We start from the raw sequence: 23,252 nt of genomic DNA, 5'->3' as shown, positions 1-23,252 counted from the left end.
ATTGGATTTAAGACACTTCTTTAAAACAAAAAAGCCCTTTAAATTAAAGGACTTTTTTATATTTTTCAATTACTTACTATTCCGGGGTGTCCCACCAAAGTCTTGTGGTGAGCCTTACCGCGGGATTATTATCTGGCATATTTTCATAATTCCTGTCTTCCTCATTATACTCATACATCATCGCTCTCAACCAGTCATCTTCACCGGGGAAAAGACTTACATTTACGTTTTTAGGACGTTGAAGACCGGGATAAATAGCAGCACTATAATCCATTCTCCTAAAATCTACCCAGGTTTCAGGGTTTAGCATATTTGCAATATATTTCTGAACAAATATTTCTGAAAGACCAATCCCAGATTCACCAATTTTTGAGTCTATAGTATTTAAATAAGCAGAAATCTCTTCCGAAGAAATATTCAGCTTATTCAAGTCGGCTTCAACTCCTTGCTTATAGGCTTGATAAGCCCCACCGGTATCGCCGCTCCTAAACCTTGCTTCAGCCATAATAAATTGCAATTCACTATAAGTCATCATATAGGTGGGAGAATCTGGAGAGGTGTAAAAACCTCCGTTGCCCACAGAATAATTATCGCCTTCTTCTTTATCTACACCACCACCGGTTCTCACTCCCTGGTAACCACCATTTACTGCTTCTGGCACTATCACCGGTAATCTTGGGTCCCTAACATCGGCTGCTTCATTAAGCGGATCTTTTAAAAGATTTACAAAAAATTCTGAAAAATAATCAAACCTGGTAGAGCCATAACCATCTTCACTAAAAGGTTGATTATCATTGGAAGCCTCTCCCCCACCATAAGTGATTAAAGCATTATCTGCATTTGAGGTAAAACCTTTTTGGGCTGTTTCTAAAACCAATTGCGGATTATAAGCGTGTTCTCCCGAAGATTTTTTGGTTAAATGGTTTAAATACCTGGCCTTAATGGAATAGGCAAAACGTTTCCATTGTTCCAAATCACCATTATAAAGGATATCTCCTCCTTCCGCATTAAGGTCAATTTCACTTTCCTGGTCTAATTCCTGAACTGCTTCGTCAAGAATTTTAAAAATCCTTTCGTAAACCACCTCCTGGGAAACAAACTCTGGCTCCAGTTTAATAGCTTCTTCCGGGTTATAACTATCGTCTAACACAATTGCGCCATATTGATCTGTCGCCATTCCCAATAAATAAGCTCTTAAAATCTTTCCTACAGCGGTATAATGCGGAGAATTAAATTCTTTCCCTAAATAGATAAGATCTGCTGTATTTGGTAAGGCATATACGTACACATTTTGCCATAAAAAATAACTTCCGGTTGTTAAAAACGTATTCCAGGATTCAGAATAATAGGCTGGAACGTTTTGGGAACCGTATTGCACCACGCCTAAGATTTCCCTGGCTCCTCTATATTGAGCAGTGGCAACAGCGTTTTCTATCGCACCTTCAATACGGTATTGTGGGGGCAAATCTGTAGTAGTAGGCTGTGTTTCAGAATCATTTACATCAAAATAATCGTCACTACAAGCACCTATCGTTAAAGTAACACTTATAAAAAACAGGTATCTAAAATATTTTTTCATTGTCTTAAAATTTAAATTTTAAACCTAAATCAAATCCTTTGGTATTAGGTGTTCCCAGGTTATCAATTCCCATAGAACCGGCGCCCTGTATTCCCGCACCATAGGTATTTACTTCTGGATCTACCCCAGAATAATCTGTGATGGTAAATAAGTTTCTACCGGTTAAAGAAATTTGGGCAGACATAATATTCAATTTATCCAAAAGGTCTTTAGGAATATTATAGCTCAAGGTTGCATAACGCATTCTCACAAAAGATGCATCTTCAATAAAATTCTCGGCATTTTGCGAGTAATATTGCTGGTAATACTGCTGATCTGTAATTTCGGTAGTATTGGCATTTCCATTTCCATCTACTCCTTCCACTACTCTTACACCACTTTCAGAACGATTTAAGGTTTCTTCTCCTAAACCGTAATAAATAAGTGCAGATTTAGTAGCGTTATATGCCTCCTGCCCCTGTACAACATCGATTAAGAAAGAAAGATTAAAGTTTTTATAAGAAAGGTTATTGGTGATTCCCAACGTCCAGTCTGGTAATCTATTTACATCTTCAAAGATCACGGTTTCTAATTCTGGCACACCATCGGCACCAATAATAAGTTCTCCATTGTCATTTCTCACAGATTTATACCCGCGCAATCCAAATAGTGAACCATCTAAGATCGCAGCTCCCGCCGCGGTATTGCTAAATGTCCACGAATCTGAAAGATAAACCTCGTCTAATTGCCCGGGAAGCTCAACTACGTCACTCTTGTTTAAGCCAAAATTATAAGTCATATTCCATTGAAAAGCTTTGCTCCTGTCAAATATCTTCGCAGTTACCAAAGCTTCTATTCCTTTATTAATAATAGAACCGCCGTTTAAGGTTGCATAAAAAGTTCCTGCGGAAGGGGGAACCCTAATATCTTCCAAAATTTGATTTTTGGATTTACTGTAGTACAAACTTAAATCTACGCCTAACCTGTTTTTGAAAAAACGAGAATCTATACCTACTTCATAACTATCGGTAAACTCGGGTTCTAACTCGGGGTTTCCTATATCAACCCCGTTATAAGTATATGCCGAACTGGCCAGTGGATTAATATCGGTACCCAAGAAGCTGTTTAACGCACCTATTGGTGCATCTTTCCCTGCCTGTGCCCAGGTAGCTCTAAATTTTAAGAATGAAAGCCCGCGATCGCTGGTGATATCATTTCCTCCCTGCTTTAAAAGATCGGTAATCACCGCCGATGTTCCTATGGAAGGGTAAAAGAAAGATCGTTTATCTTCCGGCAATGTAGAAGACCAGTCATTTCTTCCGGTGAAATTAAGGAAAAGTGCATCTTTCCAACCAAATTTCAATTCTCCAAAAACCCCTACAGCTCTTCTTCTGGTTACTAGTTCTGTTACAGACTGGTTTTCTTTAGATACATTCCCAATACTGTAAATTCCCGGGGCCAAAAAGCCATCGCCATACGTATAGACACTGTGAACTCTGTAATCTTCTACCATATTTCCCACCAGGGCATCTATAGCAAAATCTTCCGTAATATCCTTGTTGTAACTTAAAATAAGGTTTGAAGTTGTTTTTCTATTTTCCCGTTGAAACTGACTTATGTAACCGTCTTTTCGATTCTCAATTAAAGAACCTGTACCTATAATTCTTTTGCTGGTTTCATTAAAATAATCTGTACCCAGTTTATAGGATAAATTAAAGTCATCCAGGAAATCGTAGCTAATATTAATCATTCCTATCAACCTGTTTACCTTATTATCGTTAGGACTATTTTCTAAACTCCAATAAGGGTTATCGAATGTTTGATCCTGGTAAAACATATTTTGCGCACCATTTTCATCATAATAATTCTGAATGTCCACATTAATTGGATAAGAAAGTAAACTACTATAACTACTTCCGGAGGCATTACCCTGTTTGGTGCTTTCAACTTCAGTAACGATATAATTGGCAGAAGCGCCCACGGTTAAATTATCTCCTAACTTAGATGTGGTATTGATCTTAAATGAGGTTTTATCGTAATTAGTTCCATCAATTACCCCTTCCTGGGAAACATCTCCAATAGAAAGATACATAGTACTCTTTTCTGATCCGCCGGAATAGCTCACATTGTGATTTTGTGTAATTGCTGTTTGAAAAAAGTTCTCGATATGATTGTAAGTTTCTTCATTATTAACTTTTGGACCCCAGCTAAAAGAAGATTCTTCTTCATAGCTAAATCCATCTGTACTTAAAATTTGAGTTCCCTGCCCATATTCCTGTTGAACATCTGGAGCACCCAAAACCTCATCTACAGAGAAAGTACCGGAATAAGAAACAGTACTTTTTCCCGCTTTACCCTTTTTAGTGGTAATGATTACAGCACCTTCAGCAGCCTGTATCCCATATAAAGCTGCCGCTGCCGGTCCTTTTAGAACCGAAATACTCTCAATGTCTTCCGGGTTAAGGTCTGCTGCCCGGTTTACACTGGCAACCGTTAAACTGGAGCTTGTAGAGTTATCAATAGGAATTCCATCTACCACAAATAAAGGTTGGTTGTTACCGGTGATAGAAGTACCTCCTCTAATTAAAATTGCTGTAGAAGATCCCGGTGCACCCCCCGAGTTAGATATCGTAACGCCCGAAACCTTTCCTTGTAAACCACTTACCACATTGGTCTTGTTCCCTTCCATAATTTCTTCGGCTTTAACTTCCTGAACTGCATATCCCAGGGCCTTCTCCTTTCGTTCAATCCCAAAAGCAGTAACTACTACTTCATCGAGGCTTTCAGTATCTGTTTCCATGGAAATTTGTAAGGTAGCTCTGCTGCCTACCTTAACCTCCTGTTCTACGAAACCAAGAGAAGAGAAAACCAAAACAGTTTCTTCTGAAATCGGGATAGAAATATTGAATTTTCCATCAAAATCTGTAACGGTGCCGTTATTGGTGTTTTTTTCTATCACATTAACCCCTGGCAGAGGTAAACCATTTTCATCTATCACCGTCCCCGAAACTTCTCGCTCCTGAGCCCAAACCTGCATAGAGAACAGACATAGCAAGAAAAATAATGAATTACGAAATCGTTTTCTCATAATAATGCTTTAACAGTTAGTTATGAAACAAACTTATTGTATAAATTTTTTATCCGCAATAATTTATCGCATAATTATCTGATAATCATATTATTTTGTTATATTCTTTTTAATTTGCTATTTTTAATCGCATTTTTTAATATAAAACGTGAGTTTTTCAGGATAAGTTGGTATATAATTAATTAACAAAACATTGATTTTGAATAAATAAAGTTTGAAATGCATTTTTTATTTTATTTTGGAGTATATAATGCAGGGATTCTCTAAATAACAAAAAACATATATGAAGAAAACAGAACGTCATCAAATTATCCTTAACGAAGTTCATTTGCACAATAGAGTGCTGTTAAGCGATTTAACACGTAGCCTCAATGTTTCTATGGACACGGTGCGAAGGGATCTCAAAGAATTGGATAAATTGAAGCAATTAAAAAAAGTTCACGGTGGCGCTGTTTCCAATGGCTTTAATATTCACGCAGATCATAGCAGGGAAATCTACGAATATGAAAATAAATCTAAAATTGCTAAAAAAGCTGTTTCCCTTTTAAATCACGGTGACGTTATCCTTATAAGTGGGGGCTCCACCAATCTGGAGTTTGCAAGAATGCTTCCCGGTAAAATGGACCTTACTTTCTTTACTCCAAGTCTTCCTATGGCAGTAGAATTATTAAATAATGCTTCAAAAAATTATGAGGTACATCTTATAGGAGGTAAACTATCCCGGGATTCACAATTAGCCACGGGAGGCAGTTCAGTAAATATTTTATCTGAAATTAATGCAGATATCTGCTTTTTGGGAACCGGGTATTTAGATTTGGATAAAGGTATTACCGAACTGGATTGGGAGATTGCACAAATGAAGCGTGCAATGGTAAATGCTTCCAAAAAGCTTGTTTCTCTTACCATTTCAAAAAAGCTGAACACCGCTAACCGTTTTAAGGTCTGCAATGCTTTTGCGGTAGATGCTTTAGTTACCGAACTGGAACCTGAAGATGAGCAACTTAAAAAATATCAAGAAGCAGGTCTAAATTTACTCTAATACATAAATATAAACCTGCTAATACTTTTTCTAGCTAAGCTTGCAAATTGAAAGAATTAGCCATTATAGGTCTAATTAGACTAAACCTTGTTAGCAAGTACATTTCTTACACTACCGTGCTCTTGCAATAATTTGGCAGCTTCGGCTTCCGGGATCCCCAACTCATCCATGATCATTCGCGTGCCACGACTTACTAATTTTTTATTGGAGAGTTGCATATCTACCATTTTATTGCCTTTAACTCTTCCTAATTTTATCATAACTGCGGTAGAAATCATGTTTAAAACGAGCTTTTGAGCAGTTCCAGCCTTCATGCGGGTACTGCCTGTTACAAACTCGGCTCCTGTTACAACTTCTACAGGGAATTCACTTGCTGCGGCCAAAGGGCTCCCTGAGCTGCAGGTAACACAACCGGTAATAATTCCTTTTGCCCGGGCATCGTTAATTCCTTCAATAACATAGGGTGTAGTCCCAGAAGCTGCTATCCCTACCAGCACGTCTTTCTCTGTTATGTTATATTCCTGAAGGTCTTTCCAGGCCTGTGTTGTATCATCTTCGGCATTTTCTACTGCGTTTCTAAGGGCGATATCCCCACCGGCAATTATTCCTATCACCAAGTCATCTGAAACCCCAAAAGTTGGTGGACATTCTGAAGCATCTAATACACCAAGTCTTCCACTCGTTCCTGCGCCAATATAGAAGAGTCTCCCACCTTTCTGCATTTTTGGCACAATTTGATCTACTAACTTTTGGATTGCAGGAAGCTCTTTTTCAACACTTTCAGAAATAGTTTTATCTTCTTTATTGATATTGCTCAATAAGGTAGAAGTACTCATCTTTTCAAGGTCGTTGTACTTCGAGGTTTTTTCGGTATCGGGGTTTTTTATTTCCATTTTTAAATTCAATTGAAAAATTTCCCGAATTTTAAACTTCAGGAAATAGTATTTCTAACAAATTTACTAAAATAGCCTAATATTTTGATTCTGGCATAAATTCTGAAAAAACTCCGTTTTGGGTATTTAAATTCCAATTTACTTCGGGGCTTTTATAGTAATCTACATTCATAAACTCCAAACGAGAGCCATGCTCGCCCAAACGTTCAATAAAATTGGAATAATCTTTAGTTTCTTCTGTACTCCAGCCTACCTCGGCAACAGCTATACTTCTTGGCCAAAACCTATTGTCCAATTCGGTATCAGAAAGTACCTTTTCTGTCCATACCGGGGCTTCCACCCCAATAGTACGAGGGTTTTTACTTTTAAAGGTATAAACATCCTTTAAATTCACTCCTCTTTCCTGGCACCAGTTATTGGTCATTTTCTGCCCCGTTTCGTTAGCGTGGTCAAAATAAAAGCTGGAACATATAGATTCTATAATTGCTGTGTTCACCACACTTTTTGTCTTTCCATTCCACCGCTGACTAATAAAACTGCTATCTACTTTTGCCTGGGTTACTTCTTCCCAACCAATAGTGGTTTTTCCTAATCCTCTTACTATAGAATCTGCTTTTACCACAAACTCGGTATAGCGTTCGTCTTCAATTTCATCCCCGCCAATATGCAGGTAATCCCCATCAGTAATATCAGCAACCTCGCCTAAAACGGTGGCAACAAAATCATAAATTTCAGGTTTATCGAGACATAGGTTACTCCAGCCTACGCGGTGACCGTGATACATTTCTGGCGGTGTGGCCAACTTTGGGTCAATATTAGAATTCTCATCACAGTTAAGTTCTGGATAAGCCATTAAGGCCGCATAAATATGACCCGGCATATCAATTTCTGGAATAATCACAATATTTCTGGCCGCTGCATAATCCTGAATTTCTTTATATTCAGCTTGCGTTAAATAGCCAGAACGACCGCCTCGTACAGAACTTTTACCACCTTTTTCAGCAAGTTTTGGTTTCGCTTTAATCTCTATTCTCCAACCCTGGTCGTCACTTAAATGCAGGTGAAGCTTGTTAAGTTTGTACAGCGCCATTCGGTCTATATGTTTCTTTATGTAATCTGGACCAAAGAAACTACGCGCTACATCTATCATAGAACCGCGCCATTTATAGCGGGGTACATCTTTAATGCTTACTTGTGGTAATTTAATTTCTCCTGAAATCTTTTCATTTTCAATTTCAGAAGGAAACATTTGTCTTAAGGTTTGGATAGCGTAAAATAAACCCGCTTCTTTTGCCGCGGTTAACGTTACCACAGATGAAGTAATATCCAGTTTATAACCTTCTTCCCCCAATTCATCTTCTAAATTTGGCTCTAAATGCAGGCTAAAACCATTGCATTCCTCGCCTCTCATCGTATAACTTTGGGTACTGGTATTTTGCAACAATCTCTGCAGCCAGGCAGCCGATAATTCGGCCCCGGAGTTAAAACAAACCACTGTTCTTTCTGGAAGAATAAAAAAATCATCTTTCCAATCTATCTCTGCCGGCTGCGGAATGATTGCTGGTTTTTCAGCTTGAGTTTGTTGTGCGGATAAACCCAACTGAAATAACACTAAAAAAACTAAACCTAATCTAAATTTCATCTTGTACATTGTATGCTGTATTTATAAGACTTATAACATTAATTATCTTATTTTATGACCTTTTATTGCAAAGAACAGGATATAAAGGTAACTTGGAATTACAATCCAATATGCCGTTTGAGGATCGTAGGCATCGGCCAGTGAGCCATAAACAAGTGGTAGAATTGCACCACCTGCTAATGCCATAATTAAAAACGAAGAGCCAATTTTGGTAAATCTTCCCAATCCTTCTAAAGCTAATGGCCAAATGGCGGGGAATACAAGTGCGTTGGCCAAACCAAGTAAAGATATACATAAAACGGAAATATAACCGTCTGTAAATATAGCAGCGAGTCCCAATATAATTCCCAGAACTCCCGAGATTTGTAAAGCTTTTTGCTGACTTATATATTTTGGAATTGTCACAGTACCTATTAAATAACCTACGATCATCGCGATTAAAGTATAGGTAGTAAAGAATTTAGCAACATCTGTCGCAATATTCTGCCCGTCCTTTGCATAACTAATTACGGTATCACCAGCAATAACTTCTACCCCAACATACATAAACATAGCCAAAGTACCCAGTAACAGGTTTGGGAATTGAAATACGCTGGTTTTATCTTTATTGGCTGCTAAAACTTTCTCGTCCTCCCCGTCGGTTTCTATTTCAGGCAATGCTGAATAATAAATTAATACAGACAGTCCTACCAGGATCACGGCCATGGTGATGTAGGGCGTAATAACCAGGGAAGCAAGTTTGTCTAATTCGGTTGCCCTTGCTATACCAGTCATAGTTTCTAACCTTGCTTCTACAGCATCCATGTTTTTAAGAAGAAGGGCGCCAAAAATAATAGGTGCTAGAGCACCGGCAATTTTATTACAAATCCCCATAATACTTAAGCGCTTCGCGGCACTTTCAATAGGACCAAGAATTGTAATATAAGGGTTAGCAGCAGATTGTAATAAAGCTAAACCTGTACCTTGCACAAACAAGCCAAAAAGGAACATAGCATAAGTTCTGGACATTGCGGCCGGAATAAATATAAGCGCCCCAACCGCCATCACTACCAAACCAAGCGACATCCCGTTCTTAAAACCAGTTTTCTTTAAGACCCAGGCCGAAGGTATGGCCATAACAAAATATGAAATATAAGAAGCGAAGGCTACTAAATAAGATTCGAAGTTATTTAATTCACTAGCCGTTTTTAAAAAGGGAATTAATACCGAGTTAAGCCAGGTCACAAACCCGAAGATAAAAAACAAAACTCCAATAATAATGATAGACCTACTAGTACTATTCTTTTTGGATTCAGATTGAGCTGCCATATAAAATTTTATAAGTTTTCCGAAGAATTTTATTGTTTGAAAGGTTTATTATGCTAAAAGTAATTCTACGAAAAGGTTTTATACAAAAAAAAGAAACTTTTTTTATATCTAGGGTACACTTCAGTAACTTTTTTTATAATTAACACTAAGATGGTTGAAAATTTTATATAAAGATACGGCAGCTTTTTTACTTTTCGTACTAATTTCGTTGATTCTTAGTTTCCAAGTTTCTTTTTAAGATTATGAAATAAACTATATTTGTAAACTTAAATTTATTGAATTTTCAAACCGAAAATTTAATTTTTATAGTTAGCCTGTGAAACAGCAAGATGCTGAATCGAAAAGATAGGCAATGCGCTGGAAGGTAGTGAGATTCTGTTCTCATTATTTATCCTGAACCTAAAAAACAAACAGATGAAACATATTAGGAACTTTTGTATAATCGCACATATTGACCACGGAAAAAGCACGCTCGCCGACAGGCTTCTGGACTTTACCGGCTCGGTAACATCCCGTGAAAAGCAGGAACAACTTCTGGACAGTATGGATTTGGAACGCGAGCGTGGTATTACCATTAAAAGTCACGCCATTCAAATGGATTATGAATATGAAGGGGAAAAATATGTTTTAAACCTTATTGATACTCCGGGACACGTAGATTTTTCTTACGAAGTTTCCCGTTCTATAGCTGCCTGTGAAGGCGCTTTATTAATTGTAGATGCCGCGCAAAGCATACAGGCACAAACTATTTCTAACCTCTATCTTGCATTAGAGCACGATTTGGAAATTATTCCCGTGTTGAACAAAGTAGATTTGCCCAGCGCCAACCCAGAAGAGGTTACAGACGATATCGTAGATCTTTTGGGTTGTACCCGGGAGGAAGTTATCCCTGCCAGTGCTAAAACAGGTTTAGGAATAGAAGAAATTCTTAAAGCCATTATTACAAAAATACCGGCACCATCGGGTAAAATAGATGCTCCCTTAAGAGCTTTAATTTTCGATTCGGTTTACAATCCATTTCGTGGGGTAGAAACTTTGTTTAGGGTAATAAATGGTTCTATAAAAAAAGGGCAGCATATTAAATTTGTGGCGACCCAAAAAGACTATAATGCCGATGAAGTGGGGACGCTCCGTTTAAAACAATTTCCGCAGAAGGAGATTAAAACCGGCGATGTAGGCTACTTAATCACCGGGATTAAAGACGCCCGGGAAGTAAAAGTTGGAGATACCATAACCGATGCCGAAAAACCTACCACCGAAGCAGTTGCCGGCTTCGAGGATGTAAAACCAATGGTTTTTGCCGGAATTTACCCTGTAGATACCGAAGATTATGAAGAATTAAGGTCTTCCATGGAAAAACTTCAGCTTAATGATGCTTCTTTAGTTTTTCTTCCGGAGAGTTCTGCAGCATTAGGATTTGGGTTTCGTTGTGGCTTTTTGGGAATGCTGCACCTGGAGATTATACAGGAGCGGTTGGAGCGGGAATTTGATATGACGGTAATTACCACCGTGCCCAACGTTTCCTACCACGCTTATACCAATAAAAACCCTGATGATGTTATTTTAGTCAACAACCCGTCAGACCTGCCAGAGCCTTCTTCCTTAAACAGGGTTGAGGAGCCGTTTATTAAGGCAACCATTATTACCAAAGCCGATTATGTTGGGCCGGTCATGACATTGTGTATTGAGAAACGAGGCGAGGTTACCAACCAGGTTTATTTAACGCCCGAGCGTGTGGAGCTATCTTTCGATATGCCCCTGGCTGAAATTGTTTTCGATTTTTATGATCGCTTAAAAACTGTTTCCCGTGGTTATGCTTCTTTTGATTATTCACCAATTGGATTGCGCGAATCTAAATTGGTAAAAGTAGATGTGCTTTTAAACGCAAATAAAGTTGACGCTCTTTCTGCCCTTTTACACGTAGATAATGCTTATGATATTGGGAAGAAAATGTGCGAAAAGCTTAAAGAATTGATACCAAGACAACAGTTTGATATCCCGATACAGGCGGCAATTGGGGCAAAAATTATAGCTCGTGAAACGGTAAAAGCCCTTCGAAAAGATGTAACCGCCAAGTGTTACGGTGGGGATATTTCCAGAAAACGTAAACTTTTAGAAAAGCAGAAAAAAGGTAAAAAACGTATGCGCCAGGTAGGAAATGTTGAAATTCCGCAGGAAGCATTTATGGCGGTATTGAAGTTGAATGATTAAAAACTAAATATCTTTCAATTTCGTATCTTTAGCTAAAATCCAGGATTATGGACCTTAAAACCAGAAAATACGATTTAATCCAAAAACTCACTAAAATAACGGATGAGCAGGTTATAGAGGATATTGAACAAATTTTAGTGCATGATATTACATCTGCTCAAAAAAAAGAGCTGAATAGTAGAATAAAAAGCTTTGAGAAGAATCCTGAAGATGTTTTAGATTGGGATAGTTTTAAAGAAACCTGGTAATGGTTTATACGGTTAAATTTCTACCGGAAGTAAAGAATGATCTTTCCAAAGCAAAAGCTTATTATTTAAGAAAAGGGGGAGTACAAATTGCTGCTAATTTCAAAAAAGAAATAAATTCAGAAATAAAATATCTTAGAAAATACCCGAAACATTATCAGGTTCAATATCAAAATTTGAGGAGGGCTTTAGTTAAAAGATTTCCTTTTGGTATTTTTTATCAAATTAGAGATGAAGAGATTATCATTTTTGCCATTCTTCATACACGCCAGGATATTAATAAAATCTCTGAAAGACTTACCTAATTTTGAATTTTCATTTTAAAATTTGGTATCGTCATTCATAGTTTTATGATGTTCCACATTTTCTTAAATTTGTAGGACTATTTTTTCTTTAAAAAAGCAAACTACTCATGGCTGGACATAGTAAATGGGCGAATATCAAGCATCGTAAAGGAGCACAGGACAAAAAGAGGGCGAAACAGTTTACCCGGGCCATTAAGGAAATTAGCGTTGCCGTAAAAGAAGGAGGCGGTCCAGATATAGAATCCAATCCTACGCTGCGTAACGCGGTTTCTAACGCCAAAGGTGTGAATATGCCAAAAGACACCATAGAACGTGCTATAAAGAAAGCCAGCGGTGCAGATGCCGATAATTATGAGACTGTTACTTTTGAAGGCTACGGCCCTCACGGTATCGCTTTCTTTATTGAATGTACCACAGATAATACAAATAGAACGGTAGCTTCTGTACGCTCTATTTTTTCTAAAAATAATGGGAATTTAGGAACCAATGGTTCTCTGGAATTTCTCTTCGATAAAAAAGGGGTTTTTGTACTTGAAAAAGAAAAAATTGAAATGGATCTGGAAGAGTTTGAACTGGAGCTTATTGAAGGAGGTGCTTCAAAAATTGAAAAAGATGAAGGTTTTATAAGCGTTTTTACAGATTTCACCGATTTTGGACTTATGTCTTCCAAACTCGAAGAGCTAAACATGGAAGTAAAATCTTCTGAAATACAGCGCATTCCTATGAATACTATTGAACTTCCAGTAGCAGATGCTGAAGAAATTTTAAATTTGGCTGAAAAATTTGAAGATGACGAAGATGTGCAAAATGTATTTCACAACCTGGAAATCATCGATGAGTTGGTAGCGAAAATGGAAGCAGAAGACTAACACAACACAGTTTCTAGCGTAAGAAGAATCTTTCTTTTAAAAGAAAAGATTCCTCTTACGTTGGAATGACAGCCATTTATAATTAAGCTAGAGCTTTAACTTATCTAATTATTTTCTTCCTGCTTTTGTTTTTCCGTTATGATTTCTTCTTCCGCCTCTGCATTATCAATAGTTTCATCATAGTCTTCTTCCTTTTCTTCCCGCTGAATTTTTTTACCAAGGTAAACCAATTGGTAATCTTCAGCGATCTCAACCTCAGAGCTATGTGAAGGGATGATAGTAAGGTTTCCTTCCTCGTCTTTTACAAAAAGTGGAATAATATCGGGATCGGTTTTTGAAATTTCTATGAGTCCGTTGTAGTGCTCTTTACTATTAAGGTCTATTTCGTGAATTTTAGGATATTTCCTGGAAACTTCGGTCAATTTTATATAATCATCGGTAGGAGAAAATAAGCCTTCCGAAGGATTTTTTTCAGGATTATTCATCTCATCGGCAGTAATCACCCTAAAAGTACCGTTTTCACCAAACTGTTTTTTAAACTTTTTAATGGCCGTTTTGTTAATGCTGCTATTCGCCGTCAATGCCATTACAAAACCTATATCATTAAGCTCGATGTTATTCATAAGGTCATCTGCAAACACACTACCTTCAATAGCGTCAATTCCCAATTTCCTGGCTTTTCTCACGTTATCTGAGTTACTATCCAGTAAAACCACACGCCTTTCGTGTTCGTGCAGGTATTTACCAATTAATCGGGAAATTGAAGATGCGCCAATAATTAAAATTCCCTGGGAATTCTTAATAAATACACCTACCAGCTTGGCAAAGATTCTCGCCGTAGCAGCGTTAAGCAAAACTGAACAAAGCACAATCATAAAAACCAGCGGAGTGATATATTCTGCTCCTTCTACGCCTTCCCGGGAAAGTCTTAAGCCAAATAAAGAAGCGATACCCGCAGCTACAATACCTCTTGGACCAACCCAGCTTATAAATGCTATTTCGTTCCATTTTAAACCGGCACCCAAAGAACTTAAAATAACGCCTATAGGCCTTACTAATAAAGCCACAATACCAAATAAAATTAGCGAGTTCCAGTTAAAAACCAGTAAAAGATCTTCAATTTCTATGTTGGCTGCCAGTAAAATAAATAGAATTGAAACCAGTAAAACACTTAGAGATTCTTTAAAATAAAGTAATTCTTTGATGTTGGGAAGATCTTTATTCCCCATTACCATTCCCATTACTACTACAGCCAGTAAACCGCTCTCGTGTGCAAAAATATCTGCGAGGACAAATACACCTAAAACAGTTGCAAGTGTAAATACATTAAGCAAATAATGCGGAATAATCTGTTTTTTAATCAAAAACCCTAACAAATGTGCAAAAGTAAAGCCGAAAGTAAAACCAAATAGAAGAATTTTACCGAATTCAATTAACGCGGTTTGCGTAAAATCCTGCCCGCCTTCTACCCTAATAAACTCGAACATCAATACAGAAATTAAAGCTCCAATAGGATCAATAAGAATTCCTTCCCATTTAAGTACAGAAGAAACGTGAGCTTTTAGAGGGATATTTCGAAGAATAGGTGAAATAACGGTAGGCCCTGTAACCACAATTAATGCTGAAAAGAGAAATGATATTTGCCAGGAGAGGTCAAATATAAAATGTGCGGCTAAACCGGCACCCATAAAGGTAACCACGGTACCCACACTAATTAATTTTAAAATCACCGGACCAATATTCCCAACTTCACTTTTTCTAAGAGTTAATCCGCCTTCAAAAAGTATCACAGAAACAGCCAGGGAGACAAAATAAAAGAGGCTTTCCCCGGGAAAAAGTCCTTTAGAGCCGTTCCATATTGGTTCTACCCATTTGGTCCCGTCTTCAGAAATTAAGGTAGAAACCGGTCCTACGAGAAGGCCTATTAAAATTAAAGGAAGAATGGCCGGCGTCTTTATTTTCCAAGCCAACCACTGGGCGAGAATACCCAAAATTATCAAACTAGCAAGCTCTAACATGCGCTTAGGGTTTAAACTATAATTGTTCAATACAAAAATAGCTTGATTTAATTGCAATAATAGAAAAAAATAAAGCTTTTCATGAGAAATAATTATTTATTTACGAAAAATTAAATAAAATATATATTTAATAAAACTAATATTAAAATTTTTAATATTTTTCAATTTTAATATTAATTCTACAGCTATGGAAGAATTTAATATCCTAAATCTATTAATTATTCTAGCTAGTGCCTGGTTAGGAGGATCGGCTGCAAAGCGACTTGGTTATCCCGCTATTCTCGGGGAATTAGTAGTAGGAATTATCCTGGGCCCCGCTATTTTTGGCGTTCTGGAAGCTACCGAAATGATTAGTGTTTTGGCTGAAGTAGGAATCATCCTACTTATGGTTTACATTGGGATGGAAATTAATTTTCGTGATCTCGGCAAGGCATCCTGGCCAGGTCTCCTGGCCGCTATTGGGGGGTTTATTGTACCGTTTGCCCTGGGTTATTATACCATAATCTATTTTGGCGGAACTCAAATTGCCGCTGTTTTTGTAGCTATTGCCGTTGCAGTAACTTCCCTGGCTACCAAAAGCAGGATTTTGGTAGATTTAAAACTACTCAATACCCGAATAGCCTACGTTCTTATGGCTGGTGCTCTAATTTCTGACACTTTAGCCCTGGTAATTTTTGCCGGGATCACGAGTTATGTAGATGCCGGCAGTATAGATTCTCTTGGTTTAGCCTGGGTTGCAGGAAAAGCTATTCTGTTTTTTATTTTTACCGCCCTGGCAGGTATTTATCTTTTACCATTGTTGGGAAAATATTTAATGAGGTCCAATATTAACAGGACACTTCATTTTACCCTTATTTTAATTATCGTATTTGGGTTTTCAGAATTAGCAGAAATTGCCGGATTACACAGTATTTTAGGAGCTTTTATGGCTGGATTATTTATTAGGGATGGTGTTTTTAACCGGCAGATATCAAAAGATATAAACCATATTTTTCACGATATTTCCATAGGTTTTTTAGCACCTATATTCTTCGTTTCGGCGGGATTTGAAGTAACCTTAAAAGTTTTTCAAACAGATTTACTCTTGCTCATTGTGGTGATTTTAGTCGCAATGATAGGTAAAATAGTGGGAACGGCGTTGTTTTACCTTCCCAGTGGTTATGGCTGGCGTGAAGGAATTACTGTGGGAACAGGAATGAACGGTCGTGGCGCGGTAGAGATTATTATTGCAGGGATAGGTTTACAAATGGGAATTATTAGCAGTGAAATCTTTTCAATTTTAGTTTTTATGGCCATTTTTACCACCCTCACGGTGCCTATTTTTCTAACCTGGACCACTACCTGGTTAAGGAACAGAAATGAACTGGTGCACCAGGATGCCAGGAGTGGTTATATTATTTTAGGAGCAAATCCGCTGGGATTATATATTGCTAAACAAATAGAAGATGAACAAGTTGTTATTGTAGATGCCAATCGGGATATGGTAGCCGAAGCTAAAAAACAGGGATTCAACAGTATTTACGGCAATATTTTAAAAGAAGAAACCCTGGAAGATGCCAAAGCCATTGAAAAAGGTACTTTTATTGCGCTAACTGGTAACAGTGAAATCAATTTTCTGGCAGCACAATTAGCAGATGATCTTTTTTATATTCCGAAGAAAATAGTTTTAGTTTCTACCAATGAAAACGGCGCCGATGTAGAAATGTTAGATAAAATAAACGCCACCTCACTTTTTGCCAATAAAACAGAATTAAAACCCTGGGCCAAAAAAATTGGTGATGGGGATTTTGAAGAAAAAACAGTCACTATTGAAGAAGAAATTACTACCCGCGACTGGATAAAGGGCACTAAAGACTATCAAAATTCAATTTTACCATTTTTTATTATTAATGCTGAAGGCAAAAAAAGGGTATTTCATTATAACGATGTTATAGGAAAAAACGAAAAAGTGGTTTTTCTGGAATGAAAGTGGTTTTTTCCACTATTGTCTCGTTAAAGAACCAGAGTCACTCACTGCAAGAAAAAAAAGAAAAGTTAAGCTAACTGAAAAACTTCGTCTTATAGAAATTATATTTCTCAGTTCACTGTTTTTTTAAAGGTTCAAAATACAAAGAAATGATTATGAGATTGCTTTAATAGCTTACTATTAAAGAAATTTTATAAATCTCGTATTTACCGAACAGCAAAGATTTTTTCAATCAACCACCTCTACCCCAGGGTAAGAAATATGCATCCAAAAAAGTTCTTTTATTTCGAGGCAAACACTGGGAGAAATAGATTCCTGGCTGTCGCCGTGCGATTAAATTTTAAAAAACATGCATTGCTAACACAATTTTAGTAGTGCATGTTTTTCGCTTTTAGTAATTTGCAGCAACTATAAAATAAGCAGCATGAATTTATACCCCATAGAAGCAGGAAATTTTAAATTAGACGGTGGTGCTATGTTTGGCGTAGTCCCAAAAAGTTTATGGCAAAGAACAAATCCGGCAGATAATAATAATATGATAGATATTGCTGCCCGCTGTCTCTTAATTGAAAATGGAGATCGCTTAAGCCTTATAGATACCGGCCTGGGAAATAAACAAACTGAGAAATTTTTTAGCCATTATTATCCCTGGGGGGATCATTCTTTAGATAAATCCCTTAAAACACAAGGTTTTCATCGCGATGATATTACCGATGTTTTTCTTACCCATTTACATTTTGATCATTGTGGCGGCGCCATTAAGTGGAACAAAGATAGGACTGGTTACGAGCCGGCTTTTAAAAATGCCAATTTTTGGAGCAATAAAGACCATTGGCAATGGGCAACTAAGCCAAATGCCCGGGAAAAAGCATCTTTTTTAAAGGAAAATATCCTTCCTATAGAAGAAAGTGGAAAACTTAAATTTCTGGAGAGAAAAGAAAATGAAAACTATACTAAAGCTAATGAATTTGATTTTGGCGTGCTGTTTGTAGATGGTCATACCGATAAACAAATGATACCTCATCTAAATTATAAAGGAAAAACCCTTGTTTTTATGGCAGATTTACTACCAACGGCAGGACATATTCCTTTACCGTACGTGATGGGCTTTGATACAAGACCTTTGCTCACTTTGTCTGAAAAAGATAAATTTTTAAAAAAAGCAGCAGATGAAGGCTATTATTTATTTATGCAACACGATGCCCATAATGAAATTATCACCCTTAAAAACACTGAAAAAGGTGTTAGGTTAGATAATACTTTTACGTTTAATGAACTTTTTAATTCATAATCCCTAAATATTCAATTAAATTTCAAATACATGAAAATTCCTTTTTTAAAATCCGCTTTTGCAATAGGAAGCGCGATTATTCTTGCTTCTTGTGGAAGTAGTGCCCCAAAAATTGTAGCTACGCCAATAGCTAATATAGATTCCATTCCTCTTAAAATCACCGACCTTTCTGATGCACAGTTAAAAAACTGGGGAGCTACCGATCTAATGACCGATACTATCCCGGGAATGAGTGTTGACAAAGCTTACACCGAAATCATTAAAAACAAAAAAGGAGAAAAAACCATTGTTGCGGTTATTGATAGTGGGGTGGATATTGAACATGAAGACCTGCAAGGCGTTCTTTGGACCAATACCGATGAAATTCCCAATAACGGAAAAGATGATGATAACAATGGTTATATAGACGATGTGCACGGCTGGAACTTTCTTGGAGATGCCGTAGAAGAAAATATGGAATATACCCGTATTCTAAAGCGTTTAAAACCTAAATATGAAGGAAAGGCCGCAAGCGCAATAAGTACAGCAGATCGAGCTGAATTTATGAAGTATAAGGAGGCTAAAGAAGAGTATGATAAAGAATACCAGGAGACCCTTCAAAATAGAAATCAATACCAGCAGATCAAAAAGCAACTTTTAGCGGCGCATCAGGCGGTATCTTCCCAACTTGGTAAAGAAGATTACACCAAAGAAGAATTGCAAAAAATGGAAGCCTCTGGACAGTTGGCGCAATATAAAGCGATGTTGCAACAAATTCAGAATAATGTAAATGAAAACATTCCTGAAGCCCTGGATGAGCTGGATGATGGTATAGATTATTTTGCTGGGAGGTTAGATACTCATTTAAATTTAGAGTTAGACGGCCGTGCCCCAACCGGTGACGATCCATATGATATTACCGATATCAATTATGGAAATGCCAATGTGATGGGGCCTTCTAAAGACAAAGAAGATCTTAAACACGGTACGCATGTAGCAGGAATTATTGCGGCTGAAAGAGATAACGGTATTGGCATTAACGGTGTAGCCAATAATGTGGAAATTATGGCAATAAGAGCGGTGCCAGATGGTGATGAGTACGATAAAGATATTGCCCTGGCTATTCGATATGCTGTAGATAATGGTGCTAAGGTAATTAATACCAGTTTTGGAAAATATTTTTCCCCGAATCCTGAATGGGTGACAGATGCTATTAAATATGCTGCAGATAAGGATGTTCTAATTGTAAATGCTGGTGGAAATGAAGGTCTTAATTTAGACGAAAAGAGAGTATATCCCAACGATCAAAATCCTGAAGCTCCTCAGGAAATTGCAGATAATTTCCTTACGGTAGGTGCTCTTAATTACGATTATGGTTCTGGCCTGGTTGCAAACTTCTCCAACTATGGAAAAACGAATGTAGATGTGTTTGCACCCGGAACCAAAATATGGTCTACCACGCCAAATGATGAATATGAATATCTACAGGGAACCTCCATGGCTTCACCGGCAGTTGCTGGGGTTGCAGCAGTAATTCGTTCTTTTTACCCAAATTTATCGGCAGCCCAGGTAAAGCAGGTAATCATGAACAGCGGGCTTACTACCAATGCAAAAGTAATTGTGGGTGGCGATAATACAAATACTAAAAGTTTTAAGGAATTGTCCACTTCAGGAAAAATGGTAAACCTTTATAACGCCCTAATCCTGGCTTCTAAAACAAAATAATGCTTAGAAACCTGGTTTATGATTAAAGGACAAATTCAGAAATAATAAAAAATATAATCAATGAAGAAAATAATATTAAGTCTGGCGATTTTAGCAACCTCCTGGGCCGGTGCCCAAAACACTAACGGCTACTGGCAACAACACGTAGATTATGAAATGGAGGTAGATATGAATGTAAATAACTTCCAATACACAGGTACCCAGGAGCTGGTTTATACCAATAACTCTCCAGATACTTTAGACCGTGTATTTTATCACCTGTATTTTAATGCTTTCCAACCGGGAAGTGAAATGGATGTAAGATCTTTAACTATTCAAGATCCAGACAGAAGAGTAGGTGACCGAATTTCAAAATTATCTAAAGATGAAGAAGGTTATTTAAAGGTTTCCAGTCTTAACCAGGATGGAAAACGCTTAAACTATGAAACCGTGGGAACCGTGTTGGAAGTAGAGTTGAACGAACCTATTTTACCGGGAGAAAAAACCACATTAAATATGAAATTTAACGGTCAGGTACCTAAGCAAATTCGCCGTTCTGGTAGAAATAGTGCCGAAGGGGTAGCACTTTCTATGAGCCAGTGGTATCCTAAAATGGCCGAATATGATTTTGAAGGTTGGCACGCCGCACCTTATATAGGCCGGGAATTTCATGGAGTTTGGGGTGATTTTGATGTAAAACTAACTTTAGATAAGGATTATACCGTAGCAGCTTCAGGATATCTTCAAAATCCCGAGAAAATTGGCCACGGTTATACCGATAAAGAAGTTACGGTAAACGATGATAAAATCACCTGGCATTTTATCGCGCCAAAGGTTCACGATTTTACCTGGGCCGCAGATCCTGAATATATTCACGATAAACGAATTGCCAGTGACGGTACTGTACTTCACTTTTTCTATAAAGACAATGACGAGATAAAGGAGAACTGGAAAAAGCTACAGGAAAAAACCGAAGACTTATTACTATTTTTTAACGAGCACATAGGACCATATCCCTGGGATCAATATTCTGTAGTACAGGGTGGTGACGGTGGTATGGAATATGCCATGCTTACCTTAATTACCGGGGAACGTAACTTTGGAAGCCTTGTTGGAGTGACGGCCCATGAATTGGCGCACGCCTGGTTTCAGCATCTAATGGCTACCAATGAAAATACGCACGAGTGGATGGACGAAGGCTTTACCAGCTACATTTCTAGCGCTGCGATGAACCAGGTAATGGAAACTTATGCAGAAAATCCTCATACAGGTTCTTACAGAAGCTATATAAGACTGGCAAACTCTGGGATGGAACAACCACAAACCACCCAGGCAGATAGATATGCATTGAATGCTGCTTATGGCGCTGCCGCCTATTCTAAAGGTGCGGTATTCTTAGCACAACTGGGCTACGTAATTGGGAAAGATAATCTTGATAAAACCCTGAAACGTTATTACGATGAATGGCAATTTAAACATCCAACTCCCAATGATTTTATTAGAATTGCTGAAAAAGTTTCGGGAGCAGAATTGGACTGGTATTTAAATGATTGGACCCGAACCACCAATTCCATAGACTACGGAATTAAAAATGTAGCCGAGGCCAATGAAGGTACTACAAAAGTGACTTTAGAACGTTTAAACCTTATGCCAATGCCTATAGAACTTAGCGTTCGCTATACCAATGGAGCTGAAGAAGTATTTTATATTCCATTGCGAATGATGCGCTGGGAAAAACCCGCCACCAGGGAAAACTGGACCGTGGCAGACGATTGGGCCTGGGCGTATCCTACTTACGATTTAGAGATAAACAAACCATTAAGCGAAATTGAAAGTATTGAAATTGACGAGTCTCAGCTAATGGCCGATGTAAATAGAGATAACAATCTTTATACTGCTGAAGAAAATCAAGAAGCAGAGCAGGAGTAGCACCGATTCAGTTTTTTTAAAATATAAACCTCACAGTCCCGAGAGTTATGCGCGACTGTGAGGTTTTTTTTTGAAATTAGTTCTAATTTTAACCAAATAATCCCGGCGCTCCTTCTTTTTAAAGCTACCGTGAGTACGTATCTTTCAAACAATTATTGAACATTTTAATATACCTACCGGATTTCCCAGAACTTGTGGGAAACAAAGTAAAGGTAGGTATAGACCTTGAAAAAACATTAATAAATTGAGGAAAAAAGGCAATGGATAGCTATGTCGCACCGCTGGAGCTCACTACAACTTACTTCTAGTTCTATACTACAAATATTCCACCTCTACGAGGCTTAAAATCGGGATAAAATATTACAGAAAATAAACTGAAACTCAGCGAGCTTCAGAGAAGCGCTATATTTATAGTAAAGCATTTAGGAATCGGTCAAATAGCTCCAGCGGAGCGGTATGTTTGTGACAAATGGATAATAAACACGATCATATTTGGAATTAAACACAGTCTCTTACAGAAGAATCAGGCAGTCCCAATAGGAGTATTCGCGATTTAAAATCTTATAAGATTAAAAAAACAGTACTTCCGAGGCAGGTAATGCTTCTTTCAATATTTGTGTACACACGGTAGCTTTTTAAGGAGGGGAGAATTCAGCTTGCTGAAGAAAGAGGTGGTTAAGCGGGCCTAAATTTTAATAATTCCAAAAATTATTTTTTCTTGAAATTCAGCATTATTTTAAACCAAATTTAAAACTATCCCTATTTTTGACTTATGGATCAAAGTTTTGGAAAAGAAGAGAAGTTAAAGAGCAAGAAGCTTATCGATACTTTATTTCAGGAGGGAAAAGCATTAAAAGCCTATCCGCTAAAATTAGTTTATTTCCCCATTACAAACCCCGAAATTACAAGGTTTAAAACCGGCGTTTCTGTTCCGAAGAAATTAGTAAAAACCGCGGTGGGGCGCAATAGGATAAAACGACTAATGCGCGAAGCTTTCAGAAAAAATAAGTATCTTGTTATCAACAATTCCAGCCGGGCCTATGCTTTAATGTTTATATATATTTCTCGTGAAGAGGTTAGCATGGAACATCTAACCAAAGCTATGCTTAAACTGCTGGAGAAATTTAAAAAACAGGAAGATTTTAAGGGATAATTACAAGATTAGCTTTAAAAATAAATACTTTTAAAAAGAACGTAAGATTCCTCG

Annotated in this window: 16 protein-coding genes; 10 read left to right on the top strand and 6 right to left on the bottom strand. The window is 37.5% G+C overall.

From position 1 onward, the window contains the following. Nucleotides 1-76: 76 nt before the first annotated feature. Together BUA71_RS04620 and BUA71_RS04615 are read right to left on the bottom strand one after the other, a co-directional pair. Nucleotides 77-1,579: a SusD/RagB family nutrient-binding outer membrane lipoprotein gene (locus BUA71_RS04620; protein WP_072877227.1), complete on the bottom strand. Its 1,503-nt coding sequence runs from the start codon at nt 1,577-1,579 to the stop codon at nt 77-79. Between the two features lie 4 nt (nt 1,580-1,583). Beyond that, nucleotides 1,584-4,646: a SusC/RagA family TonB-linked outer membrane protein gene (locus BUA71_RS04615; RefSeq protein WP_072877225.1), complete on the bottom strand. Its 3,063-nt coding sequence runs from the start codon at nt 4,644-4,646 to the stop codon at nt 1,584-1,586. 283 nt (nt 4,647-4,929) lie between these two features. Between BUA71_RS04615 and BUA71_RS04610 the strand changes: the two genes are divergently transcribed. Beyond that, on the top strand, nt 4,930-5,685 hold the full coding sequence (locus BUA71_RS04610; protein WP_072877223.1) for a DeoR/GlpR family DNA-binding transcription regulator: 756 nt from the start codon (nt 4,930-4,932) through the stop codon (nt 5,683-5,685). Between the two features lie 80 nt (nt 5,686-5,765). Here the strand turns inward: BUA71_RS04610 and murQ are convergent, their stop codons facing one another. From murQ to BUA71_RS04595, 3 genes are all read right to left on the bottom strand, one after another. Beyond that, complete coding sequence (murQ, locus tag BUA71_RS04605) at nt 5,766-6,578, bottom strand: N-acetylmuramic acid 6-phosphate etherase (RefSeq protein WP_072877221.1); 813 nt, start codon at nt 6,576-6,578, stop codon at nt 5,766-5,768. A 76-nt stretch (nt 6,579-6,654) separates the two neighbouring features. Then, a complete protein-coding gene (locus BUA71_RS04600; RefSeq protein WP_175545934.1) occupies nt 6,655-8,220 on the bottom strand; it encodes a beta-N-acetylhexosaminidase in 1,566 nt (521 codons plus the stop codon). 42 nt (nt 8,221-8,262) lie between these two features. Next, nucleotides 8,263-9,528 (bottom strand): sugar MFS transporter, encoded by a 1,266-nt coding sequence (locus BUA71_RS04595; protein ID WP_072877217.1) that lies wholly within the window; start codon nt 9,526-9,528, stop codon nt 8,263-8,265. Nucleotides 9,529-9,942: 414 nt separating this feature from the next. Here BUA71_RS04595 and lepA point away from each other — a divergent pair, with 414 nt between their 5' ends. The 4 genes from lepA to BUA71_RS04575 all read left to right on the top strand — a co-directional run bounded on the left by lepA (nt 9,943) and on the right by BUA71_RS04575 (nt 13,158). Then, on the top strand, nt 9,943-11,739 hold the full coding sequence (gene lepA, locus BUA71_RS04590) for a translation elongation factor 4 (protein ID WP_072877216.1): 1,797 nt from the start codon (nt 9,943-9,945) through the stop codon (nt 11,737-11,739). Nucleotides 11,740-11,786: 47 nt separating this feature from the next. Further along, on the top strand, nt 11,787-11,987 hold the full coding sequence (locus tag BUA71_RS04585; RefSeq protein ID WP_072877215.1) for an addiction module protein: 201 nt from the start codon (nt 11,787-11,789) through the stop codon (nt 11,985-11,987). Beyond that, entirely contained in the window at nt 11,987-12,289 is a 303-nt protein-coding gene (locus BUA71_RS04580; protein ID WP_072877214.1) for a type II toxin-antitoxin system RelE/ParE family toxin, read from the top strand. The genes BUA71_RS04585 and BUA71_RS04580 overlap by 1 nt, the downstream gene beginning before the upstream one ends. A gap of 107 nt (nt 12,290-12,396) precedes the next feature. Then, on the top strand, nt 12,397-13,158 hold the full coding sequence (locus BUA71_RS04575; protein ID WP_072877213.1) for a YebC/PmpR family DNA-binding transcriptional regulator: 762 nt from the start codon (nt 12,397-12,399) through the stop codon (nt 13,156-13,158). A gap of 104 nt (nt 13,159-13,262) precedes the next feature. On the opposite strand, the gene BUA71_RS04570 is transcribed toward BUA71_RS04575, so the two are convergent. Beyond that, nucleotides 13,263-15,176, bottom strand: a complete 1,914-nt coding sequence (locus BUA71_RS04570) for a cation:proton antiporter (protein ID WP_072877212.1) — start codon at nt 15,174-15,176, stop codon at nt 13,263-13,265. Nucleotides 15,177-15,363: 187 nt separating this feature from the next. Between BUA71_RS04570 and BUA71_RS04565 the strand changes: the two genes are divergently transcribed. The 5 genes from BUA71_RS04565 to rnpA all read left to right on the top strand — a co-directional run bounded on the left by BUA71_RS04565 (nt 15,364) and on the right by rnpA (nt 23,198). After that, nucleotides 15,364-17,142 carry a cation:proton antiporter gene (locus BUA71_RS04565; RefSeq protein WP_072877211.1) on the top strand — a complete coding sequence of 593 codons (1,779 nt, stop codon included), beginning with the start codon at nt 15,364-15,366 and terminating at the stop codon, nt 17,140-17,142. 424 nt (nt 17,143-17,566) lie between these two features. After that, nucleotides 17,567-18,433 carry an MBL fold metallo-hydrolase gene (locus tag BUA71_RS04560; protein WP_072877210.1) on the top strand — a complete coding sequence of 289 codons (867 nt, stop codon included), beginning with the start codon at nt 17,567-17,569 and terminating at the stop codon, nt 18,431-18,433. A gap of 30 nt (nt 18,434-18,463) precedes the next feature. Further along, nucleotides 18,464-20,137 carry a S8 family peptidase gene (locus BUA71_RS04555; RefSeq protein ID WP_072877209.1) on the top strand — a complete coding sequence of 558 codons (1,674 nt, stop codon included), beginning with the start codon at nt 18,464-18,466 and terminating at the stop codon, nt 20,135-20,137. A gap of 60 nt (nt 20,138-20,197) precedes the next feature. After that, entirely contained in the window at nt 20,198-22,045 is a 1,848-nt protein-coding gene (locus BUA71_RS04550) for a M1 family metallopeptidase (RefSeq protein ID WP_072877208.1), read from the top strand. Nucleotides 22,046-22,817: 772 nt separating this feature from the next. Continuing rightward, nucleotides 22,818-23,198, top strand: a complete 381-nt coding sequence (gene rnpA / locus BUA71_RS04545) for a ribonuclease P protein component (protein ID WP_072877207.1) — start codon at nt 22,818-22,820, stop codon at nt 23,196-23,198. The last annotated feature ends 54 nt before the right edge of the window (nt 23,199-23,252 follow it).

The sequence above is a fragment of the Salegentibacter echinorum genome, from assembly GCF_900129445.1.
GTDB lineage: Bacteria > Bacteroidota > Bacteroidia > Flavobacteriales > Flavobacteriaceae > Salegentibacter > Salegentibacter echinorum.
This window is presented reverse-complemented; position numbering and strand designations above follow the sequence as displayed.

Coding starts and splice junctions, on each gene's coding strand:
- BUA71_RS04620 (WP_072877227.1), bottom strand. CDS start 1,579: ATGAAAAAATATTTTAGATACCTGTTTTTTATAAGTGTTACTTTAACG.
- BUA71_RS04615 (WP_072877225.1), bottom strand. CDS start 4,646: ATGAGAAAACGATTTCGTAATTCATTATTTTTCTTGCTATGTCTGTTC.
- BUA71_RS04610 (WP_072877223.1), top strand. CDS start 4,930: ATGAAGAAAACAGAACGTCATCAAATTATCCTTAACGAAGTTCATTTG.
- murQ (WP_072877221.1), bottom strand. CDS start 6,578: ATGGAAATAAAAAACCCCGATACCGAAAAAACCTCGAAGTACAACGAC.
- BUA71_RS04600 (WP_175545934.1), bottom strand. CDS start 8,220: ATGAAATTTAGATTAGGTTTAGTTTTTTTAGTGTTATTTCAGTTGGGT.
- BUA71_RS04595 (WP_072877217.1), bottom strand. CDS start 9,528: ATGGCAGCTCAATCTGAATCCAAAAAGAATAGTACTAGTAGGTCTATC.
- lepA (WP_072877216.1), top strand. CDS start 9,943: ATGAAACATATTAGGAACTTTTGTATAATCGCACATATTGACCACGGA.
- BUA71_RS04585 (WP_072877215.1), top strand. CDS start 11,787: ATGGACCTTAAAACCAGAAAATACGATTTAATCCAAAAACTCACTAAA.
- BUA71_RS04580 (WP_072877214.1), top strand. CDS start 11,987: ATGGTTTATACGGTTAAATTTCTACCGGAAGTAAAGAATGATCTTTCC.
- BUA71_RS04575 (WP_072877213.1), top strand. CDS start 12,397: ATGGCTGGACATAGTAAATGGGCGAATATCAAGCATCGTAAAGGAGCA.
- BUA71_RS04570 (WP_072877212.1), bottom strand. CDS start 15,176: ATGTTAGAGCTTGCTAGTTTGATAATTTTGGGTATTCTCGCCCAGTGG.
- BUA71_RS04565 (WP_072877211.1), top strand. CDS start 15,364: ATGGAAGAATTTAATATCCTAAATCTATTAATTATTCTAGCTAGTGCC.
- BUA71_RS04560 (WP_072877210.1), top strand. CDS start 17,567: ATGAATTTATACCCCATAGAAGCAGGAAATTTTAAATTAGACGGTGGT.
- BUA71_RS04555 (WP_072877209.1), top strand. CDS start 18,464: ATGAAAATTCCTTTTTTAAAATCCGCTTTTGCAATAGGAAGCGCGATT.
- BUA71_RS04550 (WP_072877208.1), top strand. CDS start 20,198: ATGAAGAAAATAATATTAAGTCTGGCGATTTTAGCAACCTCCTGGGCC.
- rnpA (WP_072877207.1), top strand. CDS start 22,818: ATGGATCAAAGTTTTGGAAAAGAAGAGAAGTTAAAGAGCAAGAAGCTT.